At 73.1% G+C, this 15,794-nt stretch carries 16 protein-coding genes; 11 read left to right on the plus strand and 5 right to left on the minus strand.

Annotation, left to right across the window (positions count from 1 at the left end; genetic code table 11):
• Positions 1-92 precede the first annotated feature (92 nt).
• Positions 93-698: a GTP cyclohydrolase I FolE gene (gene folE / locus ACZ58X_RS37185; RefSeq protein ID WP_470337985.1), complete on the plus strand. Its 606-nt coding sequence runs from the start codon at positions 93-95 to the stop codon at positions 696-698.
• Positions 699-746: 48 nt separating this feature from the next.
• Here folE and ACZ58X_RS37190 read toward each other — a convergent pair whose 3' ends face one another.
• Together ACZ58X_RS37190 and ACZ58X_RS37195 are read right to left on the minus strand one after the other, a co-directional pair.
• On the minus strand, positions 747-1,535 hold the full coding sequence (locus ACZ58X_RS37190; protein WP_470337986.1) for a ferritin-like domain-containing protein: 789 nt from the start codon (positions 1,533-1,535) through the stop codon (positions 747-749).
• A gap of 116 nt (positions 1,536-1,651) precedes the next feature.
• On the minus strand, positions 1,652-2,806 hold the full coding sequence (locus tag ACZ58X_RS37195) for an alpha/beta hydrolase (protein WP_470337987.1): 1,155 nt from the start codon (positions 2,804-2,806) through the stop codon (positions 1,652-1,654).
• A gap of 379 nt (positions 2,807-3,185) precedes the next feature.
• Here ACZ58X_RS37195 and ACZ58X_RS37200 point away from each other — a divergent pair, with 379 nt between their 5' ends.
• From ACZ58X_RS37200 to ACZ58X_RS37230, 7 genes are all read left to right on the plus strand, one after another.
• Complete coding sequence (locus ACZ58X_RS37200; RefSeq protein WP_470337988.1) at positions 3,186-5,027, plus strand: phosphatidylglycerol lysyltransferase domain-containing protein; 1,842 nt, start codon at positions 3,186-3,188, stop codon at positions 5,025-5,027.
• 144 nt (positions 5,028-5,171) lie between these two features.
• Entirely contained in the window at positions 5,172-6,044 is an 873-nt protein-coding gene (gene folP / locus ACZ58X_RS37205) for a dihydropteroate synthase (protein ID WP_470337989.1), read from the plus strand.
• Between the two features lie 10 nt (positions 6,045-6,054).
• Complete coding sequence (locus ACZ58X_RS37210) at positions 6,055-6,552, plus strand: nuclear transport factor 2 family protein (RefSeq protein ID WP_470337990.1); 498 nt, start codon at positions 6,055-6,057, stop codon at positions 6,550-6,552.
• Positions 6,553-6,799: 247 nt separating this feature from the next.
• Positions 6,800-7,159, plus strand: a complete 360-nt coding sequence (folB, locus tag ACZ58X_RS37215; protein WP_030288941.1) for a dihydroneopterin aldolase — start codon at positions 6,800-6,802, stop codon at positions 7,157-7,159.
• Between the two features lie 43 nt (positions 7,160-7,202).
• Positions 7,203-7,802 carry a 2-amino-4-hydroxy-6-hydroxymethyldihydropteridine diphosphokinase gene (gene folK / locus ACZ58X_RS37220; protein WP_470337991.1) on the plus strand — a complete coding sequence of 200 codons (600 nt, stop codon included), beginning with the start codon at positions 7,203-7,205 and terminating at the stop codon, positions 7,800-7,802.
• 208 nt (positions 7,803-8,010) lie between these two features.
• Positions 8,011-8,499, plus strand: a complete 489-nt coding sequence (locus tag ACZ58X_RS37225; RefSeq protein WP_470337992.1) for a DUF3180 domain-containing protein — start codon at positions 8,011-8,013, stop codon at positions 8,497-8,499.
• A 150-nt stretch (positions 8,500-8,649) separates the two neighbouring features.
• On the plus strand, positions 8,650-9,864 hold the full coding sequence (locus ACZ58X_RS37230) for a hypothetical protein (protein WP_470337993.1): 1,215 nt from the start codon (positions 8,650-8,652) through the stop codon (positions 9,862-9,864).
• 87 nt (positions 9,865-9,951) lie between these two features.
• On the opposite strand, the gene ACZ58X_RS37235 is transcribed toward ACZ58X_RS37230, so the two are convergent.
• Positions 9,952-10,527 (minus strand): TerD family protein, encoded by a 576-nt coding sequence (locus tag ACZ58X_RS37235; protein WP_470337994.1) that lies wholly within the window; start codon positions 10,525-10,527, stop codon positions 9,952-9,954.
• 144 nt (positions 10,528-10,671) lie between these two features.
• Complete coding sequence (locus tag ACZ58X_RS37240; RefSeq protein WP_470337995.1) at positions 10,672-11,169, minus strand: hypothetical protein; 498 nt, start codon at positions 11,167-11,169, stop codon at positions 10,672-10,674.
• Positions 11,170-11,270: 101 nt separating this feature from the next.
• On the opposite strand from ACZ58X_RS37240, the gene arfB reads away from it, so the two are divergent.
• Positions 11,271-11,702 carry an alternative ribosome rescue aminoacyl-tRNA hydrolase ArfB gene (arfB, locus tag ACZ58X_RS37245; RefSeq protein ID WP_470337996.1) on the plus strand — a complete coding sequence of 144 codons (432 nt, stop codon included), beginning with the start codon at positions 11,271-11,273 and terminating at the stop codon, positions 11,700-11,702.
• A gap of 46 nt (positions 11,703-11,748) precedes the next feature.
• On the opposite strand, the gene ACZ58X_RS37250 is transcribed toward arfB, so the two are convergent.
• Positions 11,749-12,276, minus strand: coding sequence for a flavin reductase family protein (locus ACZ58X_RS37250; protein ID WP_470337997.1), 528 nt, complete (start codon positions 12,274-12,276; stop codon positions 11,749-11,751).
• Between the two features lie 368 nt (positions 12,277-12,644).
• Between ACZ58X_RS37250 and ACZ58X_RS37255 the strand changes: the two genes are divergently transcribed.
• Positions 12,645-14,438 carry a GGDEF domain-containing protein gene (locus tag ACZ58X_RS37255; RefSeq protein WP_470337998.1) on the plus strand — a complete coding sequence of 598 codons (1,794 nt, stop codon included), beginning with the start codon at positions 12,645-12,647 and terminating at the stop codon, positions 14,436-14,438.
• 198 nt (positions 14,439-14,636) lie between these two features.
• Entirely contained in the window at positions 14,637-15,626 is a 990-nt protein-coding gene (locus ACZ58X_RS37260) for a carbohydrate-binding protein (protein WP_470337999.1), read from the plus strand.
• The last annotated feature ends 168 nt before the right edge of the window (positions 15,627-15,794 follow it).

Below are 15,794 nucleotides of genomic sequence, written 5' to 3' on the forward strand. Positions count from 1 at the left end.
GGAATGGATGCCGCGTCACCAGGGTTTGTACCCTGGAGGCGCGGCATCCGTGCTGTTCAGCCAGAGTCTTCCCACGAGTAAGCGAGGCCCGCATGATCGACCCGGTGACGCTCGACGGTCCGCCCGCCGTCGGTGCCTTCGACCAGAAGCGGGCCGAGAACGCCATCCGCGAGCTCTTGCTCGCCGTCGGGGAGGACCCCGACCGCGAGGGCCTGCTGGAGACTCCGGCCCGGGTCGCGCGGGCCTACAAGGAGATATTCGCGGGCCTGTGGCAGGAGCCCGAGGACGTCCTCACCACCACCTTCGACCTCGGCCACGACGAGATGGTGCTGGTCAAGGACATCGAGCTGACCTCGGTCTGCGAGCACCACCTGGTGCCGTTCCGCGGCGTCGCGCACGTCGGGTACATCCCGTCCGCCAGCGGCAAGATCACCGGGCTGTCCAAGCTGGCCCGGCTGGTCGATGTCTACGCCCGCCGGCCGCAGGTGCAGGAGCGGCTGACCAGCCAGGTCGCCGACGCGCTGATGCGGATCCTGGAGCCGCGCGGGGCGATCGTCGTGGTCGAGTGCGAGCACATGTGCATGTCGATGCGCGGCATCCGCAAGCCCGGCGCCAAGACCATCACCTCCTGCGTGCGCGGCCAGCTGCGCGACCCGGCCACCCGGGCCGAGGCGATGAGCCTCATCATCGGCAGGTAGCGGCATCGGTCGCCGGTCGCCGGTCGCCGGTCGGCGACCGGCTCCGGCTCAGGGCACCTCGGGCTCCGCGTGCGGCGGAGCCGGGGTGCCCAGTGCGTTGCGGCGCTCCGGCATCCGCAGCGTGACCATCCGGCGCCAGCCGAAGGCCCGGTCGTACAGGTAGAGCGCGTGCACCCCGAGGGTGACCACGGCCAGCTGCCAGCGGGGCCAGCGCAGGATCCGCGCCATCCGGGCGGTGACGGCGAGGCCGACGTCCCGGTGGGTGCGGATCTCGCCGCGGGCGCAGGTCTCCAGGGCGTGCCGGACGTACGGCCCGTGGCCCTCGGCGACCAGCCGCAGCAGCTCCTCGTGGCAGTAGGCGAGGTGGTTGTCCTCGTCGGCGGAGATCATCCGCATCGCCCGGCCGAGGTCGGGGTTGTCCCCGTACGCCTTGACCAGCTGGCGCATCTGCTCGGCGGCGCGCTGCTCGGTGACCCGGCTGTGCGCGAGGTAGGTGATGATCTCGCGGTCGGTCAGCGGGGTGTCGCCGAGCAGCCGCTCGTGGGACAGGCCGACGCCCTGGCGCTCCAGCAGCATGCAGTAGTCGGCCTCGTCCGGGACGGGCACCTTGGGCAGTCCGCGCTTGTGCAGCAGCTGGGTGAAGATCCGGCCGTGCTTGCGCTCGTCCGCGCCGTGCCGGGCGACCTTCGGGGCGAGCACCGGGTCCGGGGTGAGGGCGGTGATCCGCTCGTTCTCCCAGCCGCCCTGGTCCTCGCCGCCGGCCGCGATGCTGCAGAACAGCTGGTAGGCCTGGTCGTTCCGGTAGATCTCGTTGAAGAGTGATCGGGTGCTCAGCACGGCGCCTCCTGCGCGGATCCGGGGCGGCGCCCGCCGGTGGTCGGCCGGGCGGCCGCGATACGTCCCCCCGAACCGCCGGCCGGACGGGCCGACCGGCGGGTAATCACCCGCACGCCTCAGCCGAGGTGGGAGCCCAGCCACTCCAGCGAGGCGGGCAGCTCCCGGGTCCAGCTGTCGAAGTTGTGGCCGCCGTCGTCCAGGTACAGCGACTCCACCTTGAACTGCGGATTGGCCGCCGCGACCTGGGTGGCCTGGTCGACGAACTGGACGGTCTGCGGGTAGTCCGACTCCTTGCGGGTGGAGACCACGAGCAGGTTGAGCGGCGGGGCCGGGAGGTTCTGCAGCCGCCAGCCGAGGTCGTGCTGCTGGGTCAGGGCCTTGTCGCCGTTGAAGAGGTCGCCGCCGGTGTACTGGTCCTGGCGCACCGAGAAGTCGCCGTGCAGGCCCGCGGCGCTGCCGTAGACGTTCGGGAAGCGCATCGACAGCCGCATCGCGCAGCTGCCGCCGGTGGAGTAGCCGAACAGGCCCCAGGAGGCGGCCGAGCGGCCGAGCCGGTACGCGCTCCGCAGGGCCTCGGGGACGTCCTTGACGAACCAGGTCTCGCTGCGCGGCCCGCCGGGGACGTCCACGCACTCGGTGTCCCGGGACGGGACCACCGACGGGCGGGCCAGCACCAGGACGGTCGGCGGCATCTTGCCGGAGCGCTGCAGCTCCACCGCGGACTGCACCAGCGGCAGTTCCTTGAGCAGGTTCAGGGTGGTGCCCGGGAAGCCGGCCAGGGCCACCAGGGCGGGGAAGCGGACCAGGGCGAACTTCGGGTCGAAGTACTCGGGCGGCAGGTAGACGAACATCTGGTCGGAGAAACCGGTCTCCTTGCCGTTGACCCGGACCGACTCGATCTTCCCGACCTCCTCCGGCGGGCCCTTGGGGAGGTTGGGGGCGCTCTCCATGCCGCCCTCGTTGGTCGGCTGGACCAGCTGGTCGGAGACCGGGGTGCCACCCTTGTGGTTCTCGTTGCTGGTCAGTGCGAGCTTGGCGCCGCCGGGGTTCAGCAGGTCGTCCCAGGAGGTGTAGAAGCCGAAGGAGTTGTTCACCGACAGCGCCAGCACCGCCAGGACGGAGACCTGAACGACGGTCAGCAGCCCGATCCTGCCGAGCACCGGGAGCGGGCGCTGCCGGGCCAGCCGGGGCCAGATCCACAAGGTGGTGACCAGGGCCGCGGCCCCGAGTGCGAGCAGCGCGTTCACCAGCACGTCGCTGGTCAGTTCCATGCCGTCGGCCTTCCGGTGGGACACTGTCGATGCAGGCTTCATCGTCTGGCGGGCCGTCAGGCCGGGCCACCGCAGCTAGGCTGTCCGGACGTCCCGGCGCGGTCGGGAGGGTGGGGGGAGGTCCGGGGCAACCGGCGCCCTAGAATGCGGCGTCCACCGTACGTACGACGCACCGGACGGTCGTGCCCCGCCACGCGGCGGCGGACCCACGGCTCCCACCCCTGGCTCAACCCGCAGCGCGCCCACGGCACCGGATTACCGTCCGTTTCCGGATCCTTGGTATGCGCATTGCCTGATGAAGGAATACGCATGAAGGTCCATCACACGTGCTCCCCCGGAGTGAACGGACATCGCACCGCAGCCTCTACGCTGAGCTTCCATGAGCGTTCCCGTGTCCGTTGAGCCGAGCCCCGAGCAGCCGCCGCGCCGTCGGCGCGGCCTGCAGACGCTGCGCAACCAGGCGGCCGCCGTCCCGAGGGCCTGGCTCCCCGGTGCGGTCGGCTACGCCTGTCTGCTGATCGGGCTGGTGGACATCGCCAGCGCGGTGTTCCCCAAGCTCCGGCACACCAAGATGCACACCTTCGCCGGGCAGCTGCCGGGCGGCACCACCAGCCTGGCCGCGGTCGGCACGCTGATGGTCGGCATCCTGCTGGTGCCGCTGGCGCACGCGCTGCGCCGGCGCAAGCGGCGGGCCTGGCGGGCGGTCTGCGTGCTGCTGCCGCTCAGCGCCTCGCTGCACATCGTGCGCTGGCACCAGATCGGCCCGGCGGTCGTCTCGCTGGTGGTCCTCGCCGTGATGCTGGTGCACCAGCGCGAGTTCTACGCCAAGGCCGACCCGCGCACCCGCTGGGGCGCGGTGGTCAACCTGGTCGTCATGGGCGTCCTCAGCGTGCTGCTCGGCCTGCTGATCGTGAGCACCCGCACCAAGTACGAGGTCGGGCACCCGGCCCTGCTGGAACGGCTGCAGCACGTCGGGTACGGGCTGTTCGGCTTCGAGGGCCCGGTCCGCTACAACAACGCGCGGATGTCCGACCTGGTCGCCTACCTGCTCGGCGGGCTCGGCCTGCTGACCGCCTTCACCACCGCCTACCTGGCGCTGCGCCCGGGCAAGCCCAAGCCGGAGCTCACCGCCGAGGACGAGGAGAAGGTCCGCGAGCTGCTCAAGCGGCACGGCGAGCGCGACTCGCTCGGCTACTTCGCGCTGCGCCGCGACAAGAGCGTGCTGTTCTCGCCCACCGGCAAGGCCGCGATCTCCTACCGGGTGGTCTCCGGCGTGATGCTCGCCTCCGGCGACCCGGTCGGCGACGTCGAGGCCTGGCCGGGCGCGATCAAGGTGTTCATGGCCGAGGCCCGCGAGCACGCCTGGGTACCGGCCGTGATGGGCTGCAGCGAGGTCGGCGGCGAGGTCTGGACCCGTGAGGCGGGCCTGGACGCGCTGGAGCTGGGCGACGAGGCGATCGTCGACACCGCTACCTTCTCGCTCGCCGGCCGGGCCATGCGCAACGTCCGCCAGATGGTCAAGCGGATCGAGCGCAACGGCTACTCCTGCAAGGTGCGCAGGGTCTCCGACCTCACCGTCGAGGAGAAGTACCGGATCGCCGACGCCGCCGCCCGCTGGCGCGGCACCGACACCGAGCGCGGCTTCTCGATGGCCCTGGGCCGCTTCGGCGACCCGCTGGACGACGACTGCGTGGTGGTCACCGCCCACAAGGACCCCGAGGAGGGCGAGAGCGGCGACGACCTCAAGGCCGTGCTGCACTTCGTGCCCTGGGGGCCGGACGGCATCTCGCTGGAGCTGATGCGCCGCGACCGCGCCGCCGACCCGGGCCTGAACGAGCTGCTGATCGTCGCCGCCCTCCAGGAGGTGGGCGCCCTGGGCATCCGCCGGGTGTCGCTCAACTTCGCGATGTTCCGCTCCGCGCTCGCCCGCGGCGAGCGGATCGGCGCCGGACCGGTGCTGCGCGCCTGGCGCGGACTGCTGGTGTTCCTGTCGCGCTGGTTCCAGATCGAGTCGCTGTACAAGTTCAACGCCAAGTTCCAGCCCGAGTGGGAGCCGCGCTTCCTGGTCTTCCCGAACACCCGGGACCTGCCGCGGATCGGCTTCGCCGCGATGCAGGCGGAGGCCTTCATCACCCTCGGGATGCCGCGCTTCGGCCGCAAGCGCCAGCGCGAGGGCCTGATGCCCGTCCCGTCGGCCCGTGAGGTCGGCGAGGCGGCCTGAGGCCGCTCGCACCCTTCGGGGCCCCCGCCGGGAATCACCGGCGGGGGCCCCGTTCGATAATGGGCACATGAGCGAGCGCAGCGAGCGGGTCATCGGAAGGCGCGCGTGGGCGAATGCCCTCGCCGAGCGGAACGAGGCGGGCGCATGAGCGATTCGCAGTCCTTCTCGTTGCCGGCCGGACTGCCGCGGCTCGACCGCTGCGCCGTGATGGGCGTGGTCAACGTCACGCCCGACTCCTTCTCGGACGGCGGGCTCTGGTTCGACGCCGCCAAGGCGATCGCGCACGGGCTGGCCCTGCGCGCCCGCGGCGCGGACCTGGTGGACGTCGGCGGCGAGTCCACCCGCCCCGGCACCCAGCGGGTGCCCGAGGACGAGGAACTGCGCCGGGTGCTGCCGGTGGTGCGCGAGCTGGCCGCCGCCGGGGTGGTGGTGTCGGTCGACACCATGCGGGCCTCGGTCGCCGAGCGGGCCGTGGAGGCCGGTGCCGCGATCGTCAACGACGTCTCCGGCGGGCTCGCCGACCCGGCGATGGCCCGGGTGGTCGCCGAGACCGGCGCGCCCTTCGTGGTCATGCACTGGCGCGGGCAGTCCGCCGACATGGACCGGCTGGCCGTCTACCGGGACGTCGTGCGGGACGTGGTCGAGGAACTGACCGGGCGGATGGACGCGCTGCTGGCCGCGGGGGTCAAGGAGGACCAGCTGGTCCTCGATCCGGGGCTGGGCTTCGCCAAGACCGCCGAGCACAACTGGGCGCTGCTCGGGAGGCTGGACGCCCTGACCGCGCTCGGCCGTCCCGTCCTCGTCGCGGCTTCGCGCAAGCGGTTCCTGGGTACGCTGCTCGCCGACCCGGAAACCGGGGAACTGCGCCCGGCCCGCGAGCGGGACGACGCGACCGCCGCGGTGTCGGTGCTGTCGGCCAGGGCCGGAGCCTGGGCGGTCCGGGTGCACGACGTGTCCGGTACGGCGGACGCCGTCCGCGTGGTCGCGGCCTGGCAGCGCGCGGCGCGGCTGGGGTGAGGGAGGGTCTGTGACAGGTGACGGCAGGTTGAGCGGCGGGACGGCCGGGAAGGCCCGGGAAGTGGACCTGGAGGCCGTGCTCGCGGCGAACCGGGAATTCTACGAGGCGCTGGAGCGGGGGGACGTCGAGGCGGTCGAGGAGGCCTGGCTGGGCCCCGAGCACGCCGACGACAAGGGCGGCGTGGTCTGCGTCCACCCCGGCTGGCCGGTGCTGCGCGGGCGGGCGCAGGTGACCCGCTCGTACATGCTGATCATGATGAACACGGAGTACATCCAGTTCTTCCTGACCGATGTCGAGGCCGAGGTGCACGGGGATGTGGCCCTTGTCACGTGCACCGAGAACATCCTCTCCGGCGGCGAGGCCGAGGAGGAGGGCGAACTCGGACCGCTGGTCGGCGGAAAGGTCGTGTCGAGCAATCTGTTCCGTCGTACCCCGGCCGGGTGGAAGCTCTGGTCGCACCACGGTTCACCCGTTCTGACCAGCGGTGACGAGGACGACGAGGACTGATTCCGGGGGCCGCGGGAATTCGGTGCCGGGCGGTCGCCGGGGAATTTCCGGGTGGTCACCGAACGTTCACGTCAATCGCCATTCCGGTGCGCGTGGCGACGGTTCGTGCCGGGTAGGACGGTCAGGCGTTGTCCGCGCTCGCGGGTAGATTCGAAACGGAGTGGCGGGCGTGATGCCCGTCTTCGCCCTGCCCGTCCATGCCTTCCTCCGGGCGGGGCCCGTCCGACTGGGAGCAGTGATTCGTTTGCTGGACCGCGTCACCCTGCGGGGGCTGCGAGCCCGGGGCCACCACGGCGTCTTCGAGCGCGAGCGCGTCGAGGGCCAGACCTTCGTGGTCGATCTCGTGCTGTACCTGGACACCCGCCCCGCCGCGTCCGGAGACGACCTCACCCGCACGGCGCACTACGGCATCGTGGCCGAGGAGGTCACCGCGATCATCGCCGGCGAGCCGGTCGACCTGATCGAGACCCTGGCGCAGCGGATCGCCGACCAGTGCCTCAAGCACGACGCGGTCGAGGAGGTCGAGGTCACCGTGCACAAGCCGGACGCCCCGATCACCGTGCCGTTCGACGACGTGACCGTGACCATCCACCGGGGCCGCGCATGACCCCCACCGCGCGCCTGGTTTCCGATGCAGAGGGATTTCTTCGATGAACAGCAGTGACCCGATCGCCGAGCCGAACGCGTTCGACCTGGAGAGCCGGGTGGACTCCGCCGACACCACGCTGCACAGCCAGCGGTGTGCGGTGATCGCGCTCGGCAGCAACCTGGGCAACCGGCTGGACACCCTCCAGGGTGCCGTCGACGCGCTCGCGGACACCCCCGGGCTGAGGATCAAGGCCGTTTCGGCGATCTACGAGACCGAGGCCGTCGGCGGCCCGGAGGAACAGCCCAACTACTACAACGCGGTCGTGGTGCTGCGCACCTCGCTGCCGCCGCGGGACCTGCTGGAGCGCGGCAACGCGATCGAGGACGCCTTCGGGCGGGTCCGGGAGGTCCGCTGGGGTCCGCGCACCCTGGACGTCGACATCCTGGCCTACGAGGGCGTGGTCAGCGAGGACCCGCAGCTGCTGCTGCCGCACCCGCGCTCGCACGAGCGGGCCTTCGTGCTCGCCCCCTGGCTGGACGCCCAGCCCGAGGCCGAGGTGCCGGGGCACGGACAGGTCGGCGCGCTGCTGGAGGCGCTCGGCGGCCCGGACGCGCAGGGCGTGAAGCGCCGCGACGACATCCGGCTGACGCTGCCGGAGTAGCACCGAGCAGGACCCGGCCCCCGCGGCCGGGTCGGCCGGGGCCGCCGGATCGGTCGGATCGGCCGGATCGGCCGGGAACTCGGCGACCGGGCCCGGCCGTACGAGTAGATGTCCGCCCGTCCGGTCCCGGTACGGTGGCCTGACGCCGCCGCACCGGGCCACCGGGCGGGCGGTCGGCTCTGGCAACCCCGGGAAGGACCACCTCCGAGTGAAGCTGCTTCGCCTCCGTCTGCTGATCGGCATCACCGCCGCGACGACGGCGCTGTCCTGGGCCGGGTCCAAGCTGTGGGCGTCCCTGGACACGCTGCCGGCCGTCCCGGCGGCGGCCCCGGTGGTGCTGGCGGCGGTGGCGGTGATCCTGCTGGCGACCGCGCTCTCGCTGCGGTCCCGGTTGAAGGCGGTGCGCGAGCGGCAGCCCGGCGCGAAGCGGGTCGACCCGCTGCTGGCGGCCCGGGCGGTGGTGCTCGGCCAGGCCAGCGCGCTGGTCTCCGCGGTGGCCACCGGCATCTACGCCGGGGCCGGGATCTACCTGCTCGGCGAACTGGACGTGTCGGCGCGCAAGGACCAGGCGGTGACCGCCGGGCTCGCGGTGCTGGCGGGGGCCGCGGTGATCGCGGCGGCGCTCTGGCTGCAGCACGTGTGCAAGCTGCCGGAGGACCACGACGACCCGGGCGGTCCGGCGGCCTCGCACCGCTGACGGATCGGCCGGATCCGGACGGCGCTGAGCAGGCCCTTTTTCGTGATCTTGAGTGAAAAGCCGGGCACATGCGGTAAAAAATGCCCACTGTCAAGGGCGGAAGGGGACCCTGGGCTGACACGGCCCCAATTCGCACGCTAGTTTCTTGGCATGTCTCGCGGACGCCACCGTCATTCCTCCGTCCTCGGCCGGGTCTTTCCCCCCACCGCCGCCGGCGTACTGCTGGTCGCCGCACTGGCCGCTCTGGTCTTCAGTCAGGACACCGTCCTGGTGCGCTCGGTGGGTGTCGCCGCACTGATCGCCACGCTCGGCTTCGCGGTGCTGCTGCGTCAGCGCGACAAGGCGGCCCGGGCGGCCGCCGAGATGTCCGCGGCGCAGCGGCTGCGGGCCGAGGAGCGCTTCGAGGAGCAGCTCGCCGAGGCCGAGTACGCGGCCGAGGTCGCCGAGGAGCGGGCCACCCGCTTCGGCCGGCGGCTGACGGCGGAGAAGTCGCGGCTGGCGAAGGCCGAGACCGAGATCGCCCGGCTGCTCCGGGAGCGGGCCGTGGCGGTCGCCGAGCAGGCGCTCAAGGAGGCCGAGGCGGCCCAGCGGGCGCTCGCCGCGAGCCGCCCCAAGTACCCGGCCAGCCCGGCCGCCTTCGTGCGCGCCGCGTCCGTGCTGCGACTGCTGGAGCGGCGCGCCGCCGAGCAGGAGGCCAAGCGGGAGCGCACGGCGGGCGCGGAGGTCGCGCTGCGGGCGCGGACGACCCCGGCCGCTCCGTCGGCTCCGACGGCTCCGTCCCCGCAGGCCGCCCAGGCCCGTCCGGCCGTGGCGGCCGCTCCGGTGCCGGGTGCGGTGTCCGTACCGGCCCCGGTGGCGCCCTCGGTGCCGACCCCGGCGCAGGCGCCGGCCGGGCGGACCCCGGTGCGGCCCACGCCGCTGCGCCCGGCGCTGACCGCGACGGTCGGTCAGCTGGGCGGGGCGCCGGGTGCCCCGGCCGTCGTACCGGCGCCGGCGGAGCGGCAGCGGCCGCGCCCGGCGCAGTCCGGGCAGGGGCGCGGGCAGGGGTTCAGTTTCTTCGGCCGCGGCCAGGGCGCGGCCGTCCGGGCGGCGGTTCCGGCGCCGGCGGTGGGCAGCGTCGCCGAGCTGGGAGAGCGGACGGACCTGGCGGACGTGGTGGGCGACGAGGCGGTCGCCGCGCAGGCGAAGGCCGAGGCGCAGGAGGCCCGGGAGGTCGCGGCGGAGGTGGCGGTCGAGCACCCGGAGCAGCCGGAGCAGCCGATGCGCGCCGGGGATGCCGGGCCGGACGGGGCGACCGTGGTGGACCTGACGCCCGAGGACGAGACCGAGCTGATCGAGCTCCCGGAGCTGCGCGCCTCGCGCTGAGCGGCCCGCCGACGCCGAAGGGCACCAACGCCGAGGGGCGGGAAGTCGACCGACTTCCCGCCCCTCGGCGTTGGTGCCCCTGTGGCGTCAGATCTGGACGCCGAAGTCCTGGGCGATGCCGGCCAGGCCGGAGGCGTAGCCCTGGCCGACGGCGCGGAACTTCCACTCGCCGTTGTTGCGGTAGAGCTCGCCGAAGATCATCGCGGTCTCGGTGGCGGCGTCCTCGGAGAGGTCGTACCGGGCGATCTCGGCGCCGCCGGCCGCGTTCACCACGCGGATGTAGGCGTTCCGGACCTGGCCGAAGTTCTGGCCGCGGGCGGTGCCGTCGTAGATGGTGACCGGGAAGGTGATCTTGGTGGCCTCGGCGGGCAGGCCGGCCAGGTTGACGTTGATCGACTCGTCGTCGCCCACGCCCTCGCCGGTCCGGTTGTCACCGGTGTGCACGACGGTGTTGTCCGGCGTGCTGGTGTTGTTGAAGAACACGAAGTGCGCGTTGGACAGCACCTTGCCGTCCGCGTTCAGGACGATCGCGCTGGCGTCGAGGTCGAATTCGGCGCCGGTGGTGGTGCGGGTGTCCCAGCCCAGGCCGATGCTGACCGCGGACAGGCCGGGGGCCTCCTTGGTCAGCGAGACGTTGCCACCCTTGGAGAGGCTCACTGGCATGGCGATTGCAGTCCCTTCGTTCGCTTTTCCCGGGACAACGCGGTACCCGGCCGCCTTGGTTCCGGGGGACCCGTGAATTCTTCGTGGGTGTCAAAGCCGGGCAAAGGGCGGGCAAAGCCTTGGCAGGGTCGGTCCGGTCCGGGCTCAGACCCGGGGGAACCGGCCCTGCAGGGTCCAGATGTTCGGGTTGTCGGCCAGGTCGGGGTGCATGTCGAACAGGTCGGCGAGGGTGTCCTGGAGGAAGTCCCGGGCCTCGCGCCGCAGCTCGCTGTGCCGGACCACGGCCGCGGGCTCGTCCCGCAGCCAGGTCGCGGTGACCTCGACCCAGTTGAACCGGCGGGCGAAGCGCAGCAGCTCGGTGTTCTGGGTGAAGTCGAGGTCGGCGGTCTGCACCCGGGCGGCCCGGGAGCCGTCCGGGTCGCGGTCGAGCTGCTCGACGATGTCGCACAGCGCCCAGGCGAAGTCCAGCACCGGGACCCAGCCCCAGCGGGTGGAGAGCTCGGCGTCCTCGGCGTCCAGGTAGACGTCGCCGCAGAACAGGTCGTACCGCAGCGCGCGCACGGGGGCGGTGCGGTAGTCGGTCTGCGGGGGGTCGGGGAAGCGGTTGGAGAGGGAGTAGCCGAGCTCGATCACGTACGCCATTGTCGGGGCTGCGGACGGGTGCGGGCGACCGCCCCGGAGGAGAGCGGGCGAGTGACGGATAACCGGGTGACCTCACGGGGGGCGCGCGGGATGATGGGCGCATGTCCGAGCCCATCCGCGTGCGGGGGTCGGTGGTCGTCCCCGACGCCGAGCTCGTCTGGCGCTTCTCGCGTTCCTCCGGCCCCGGTGGCCAGCACGTCAACACCTCCGACTCCAAGGCGGAGCTGCGTTTCGACCTGGTCGCCTCGAAGGCGCTGCCCGAGGTGTGGCGCACGCGCGCCCTGGAGCGGCTGGCGCACCGCCTGGTGGACGGCCGGGTGCTGGTGGTCCAGGCCTCGGAGTTCCGCTCGCAGTGGCGCAACCGGGAGGCGGCCGCGGTGCGGCTGGGGGTGGTGCTGAGCGAGGCGTGCGCGCCGCCGCCGAAGGCCCGCCGGGCGACCAGGCCGAGCCGGGGGATGGTGGAGCGGCGGCTGGAGAACAAGCGGCACCGTTCCGAGCTCAAGCAGGGTCGGCGGTCGCCGCGCGGCGAGTAGTGGCGAGTGGTGCGGCCCGCCGGGTGGTGCCGCCCGCCGAACCGTTTCAGCCCAGCGTGCGGTAGCCGCCGCGGAAGTAGAGCAGCGGGCGGCCGCCGGGGTTGGGGACCACGGCCTCCAGCACGCGGCCGATCAGCAGGGTGTGGTCGCCCGCGGGTATCCGCTGTTCGGTGCGGCACTCGACGGTGGCCAGCGCGCCCTCGACCAGCGGGGCCCCGGTGCGGGCGCCGCGGTGGTGCGGGGTCTCCGCGAACAGCAGCCGGTCGCTGAGCCGGCCCTTCATGGCGAACCGGGAGCCGAGCGCCTTCTGTCCCTCGGTGAGCACCGAGACCGCCCAGGTGTCGTTGCGGGAGAGCACCTCGTCCATCCGGGAGTCCTCGCGGACCGAGACCAGCACCAGCGGCGGGTCCAGGGACACCGAGAGGAAGGACGTGGCGGTCATGCCGACGTCCTCGCCGTCCTCCTCGTCGTGGACGGTCACCAGGCTCACGCCGGCGGCGAGCTGGGAGAGGGCTGCCCGGAACTCGTCGGGCGTGGCGTGGGGGGCAGCTTCGGGCTGCGGGGACGGATACACGTACCGCACGGTAGTCGTCGCTCCCGGGTGACGGCATCGGGCCGTGGTCGTAGGACCACGGCCGGGGGTCGTGCTCCGGTGCGGGTCCGGGTCACTCCCAGGGGTGAAGCGCGGCTACCGGTGGGTGCAGTCCGCTTCAGCCCGTGGCCGATGCGGTCGACCACCAGAAATGTTCCGGTAGCGGTTTATGTCCCGTTATGGGGCGGATGAACTGATTAAGGACGCATTAGTGTCGTGTGATTTAAGTCACAAGTGGTGGCCTATTGCTGACCGAGCGTGCCGAACGCTGTGCTCCCTGTGATTCAGTTCTTCTGGCAATCGGACGATAACCAATCAAGAACTATCCGAAGCAGCCGGGGAGCCCCCGCATGGAAGCCGAGTCGGAGCCGTACGTCCGTCTCGCGACCCTCCGCACCTTGCACCGGGTCGTGGCGGACCTCAACGCTGCCCGCAGCCTGGCGGGCACGCTGCAGGCCGTCGTCGAGGGCGCGGTGCACGGACTCGGCTTCGACGCCGCCGCGGTCAGCCTGGTCCGGCCGGACGGCGACCTGGTGGTGGCGGCCGTCTGGGAGCTGGAGGAGAGCCCGATGGGCGGGCCCTCGGTGCTGCTCGGCCAGGTCGGCTCGCGGGAGTCCTGGGACCGGCTGCTCGGGGTCAGCGACCACTGGGGCACCCTGCGCTTCCTGCCGTACGACCGCGGCTGGGCCGTCGCCAGCGACATCCCGCGCTGGATCGGGGACGGCCCGCTGCCCGTCTACGCCAACGACTGGCACCCCGCCGACGGGCTGCTCGCCCCGATGTACAGCGCGGGCGGGGACCTGCTCGGCGTGCTCTCGGTGGACCGCCCGCGCAGCGGCAAGCGGCCCGGGGCGTGGACCCGCGAGGCCCTGGAGATGTTCTCGTTGCAGGCCTCCATCGCGATCGGCAACGCCCGGCTGCGGGCCGAGATGCAGCGCGCGCTGGCCCGGCTGGAGAAGGAGCAGCAGGCCCTGCGGGCCAGCGAGGAGAGCTTCCGGCAGGCCTTCGAGTACGCGCCCAGCGGGATGGCCATCACCGAACTCCACGGCGCCGGGCGCGGCCAGCTCACCAGGGTCAACGACGCGCTCTGTCGACTGCTCGGCCGCCCCCGCGCGGTGCTGCGCCAGCAGAGCTTCGCCGACCTCGTGCACCCCGAGGACCGGGCCCTGTTGGAACGCACCAGCGCCGAGAGCGGCCGGGCGGAGCTGAGGCTGTCCCGGCGGGACGGCGGCTACCAGTGGGTCTGCCTGCGCAACTCGATCGTGGCGGACGCGGCCGAGGGCCCGAGTTTCCTGCTCACCCACGTCGAGGACATCGAGGACCGCAAGCGCCACGAGCTCCAGCTCGCCCACCGGGCCAGCCACGACGCGCTCACCGGCCTGCCCAACGGCGCCGAGCTCAAGGCCCGGCTGGCCCGCCGGCTCTGCGCCGAGCCGCAGCCGGTCGGTGCCGCCCCCGCGCTGACCGCCGAGGTCGGCTACCCGCAGCCGTACGCCTACCCGGCCGACACCTACAGCGCGCACGCGGCGTACGAGGGCCTGGAGGGCGTGGACCCGTACCCGGGGCCGGTGCACGGGTACGGCGCGTTGGAGGGCGGGCCGCCGCCCGGGCTCGGCGCGGGGTACGGGGAGCACGTGCACGCCGTGGTGCCGGCCGAGTACGGGCCCGGCGGCGAGGCCTGGTCGGTGCCGTTCCGTTCCGGCCCGGCGGCGCCGGCCGAGAAGGGGCTCGCGGTGCTCTTCTGCGACCTGGACGGCTTCAAGTCGATCAACGACCGGTTCGGGCACAACGCGGGCGACTCGGTGCTGGTCGAGGTCGCCCGGCGGCTGAGCGGGGCGGTCCGGGACGGCGACACGGTGGCCCGGCTGGGCGGGGACGAGTTCGTGGTGCTGGCCGACGGCATCGGCCGCGAGGAGGCCAAGGACCTGGCCCACCGGCTGCGCAACGCGATCATCCCGCCGATGCGGATCGACGGCCGGGCGATGCGGGTCGGGGTGAGCCTCGGGGTGGGCTGGGCCGGCTGCGGGATGAGCATCGAGGAGGTGCTGCACACCGCGGACGAGCGGATGTACGACGAGAAGCGGGCCCGGGGCGGGGCGGTCCGGGGCGCGCGCGGCGAGCGCTCGCACCGGCGCGCGGGCTGACGACGGGGCTCGCGGCGGCCGTTCCGGGGCCGGCGGGAGGGGTCGGGCGCCGGGCGCCCGGGAACGCGCAGGTTACCCACGGGTTGTCAAGGGTTCTTTTCCTGCTGTCAGGTACGGCAGGTAGGGTGCCCGGTACGACAGCGTCCATGATCTGCGCCGCCCGCGCGCGGCGCACACCGGATGGGGGAGCAGACCACCGTGACGACCGCCGGCGACAACGGATTGCCCGAGGGCCAGGGGGGCGGTGCCCCGCAGGACGACGACCCGTTCGGCTACCTCTACCGCCCGGCCGACGGCTCCGCCGGACAGCCGGCCGAGCCGCAGCAGGGAGTTCCCCGGACGCCGTACAGCCGCCCGATGGAGGTCGGCCGGGCGCAGTACGGCGCGCCGCGCGCCCAGCAGCCCTCTTACGGCCAGCCCGGTCCGGGGCAGCCGCCCTACGGCCAGCCGGGGATGCCCCCGCAGGGCCAGTACGGCCAGCCCGGTGTGCCGCCGCAGGCCGAGTACGGCGCACCCGCCCAGCAGGCCCGCTACGCCGAGCACTCCCGCCCGCAGCCGGGGGACGACCGGCCGAGCAGCGGTCGGAGCAAGGGCGCCGTGATCGGCGCGGTCGCCGTGGTCGCGGCGATCGCGATCGGTGCCGGGATCGCGCTCTCCACCGGTGACCCGGACGCCGACAAGACCGCCAAGGGCGGCACCACCAGCGCCGCCCCGCCGGCGCCCAGCGGCGCCGCGACGCCGAGCGGGGGGACGGGCTCGGCCTCGCCCTCGGCGAGTGCCACGGTCTCGGCCGGCCCGGCGACCGTGGACGCCGGCCAGCTGCAGGGGCAGAACGCGCCGTCCGGCAACAGCGTCAAGGGCGCCAAGTCCGCCGACGGCAGCTACCTGACGCTCCAGCAGGGCGGCACGGTCACCTGGAACGGCCAGATCGCCGCGGCCGGCACGTACAAGCTCACCGTGCACTACAACAACGCCGGCGGGGATGTGAAGGGCGCGGCCTCGGTCAACGGCAAGGACTGGCCGAACGGGCTGACGTACAGGAACTACTCGCCCGGCAAGGACCCGGCGTCGTCCTGGTACACCACCTGGATACTGCCGCAGTTCCAGGCCGGGGCGAACTCGGTCAGCTTCACGGTGCCCTCCGGGCCGATCCTGATCGACCAGATCACCGTCGAGCCGAGCGGCTGAGGCCCGGCCGAGGACGCGGACGGCCGCCCTTCCCCACCGGGGGAGGGCGGCCGTCGCCGTTGTTCAGGCGGACCTGACGGTGGGGAAGCGGTCGCCGCCGACGGCCCAGCGGCCGCGGCGCATCACGGCGACCAGGTCGTAGCCGTCGGAGTCGAGCACGACCAGGTC

It is taken from the genome of Kitasatospora sp. NPDC040550 (assembly GCF_055594965.1).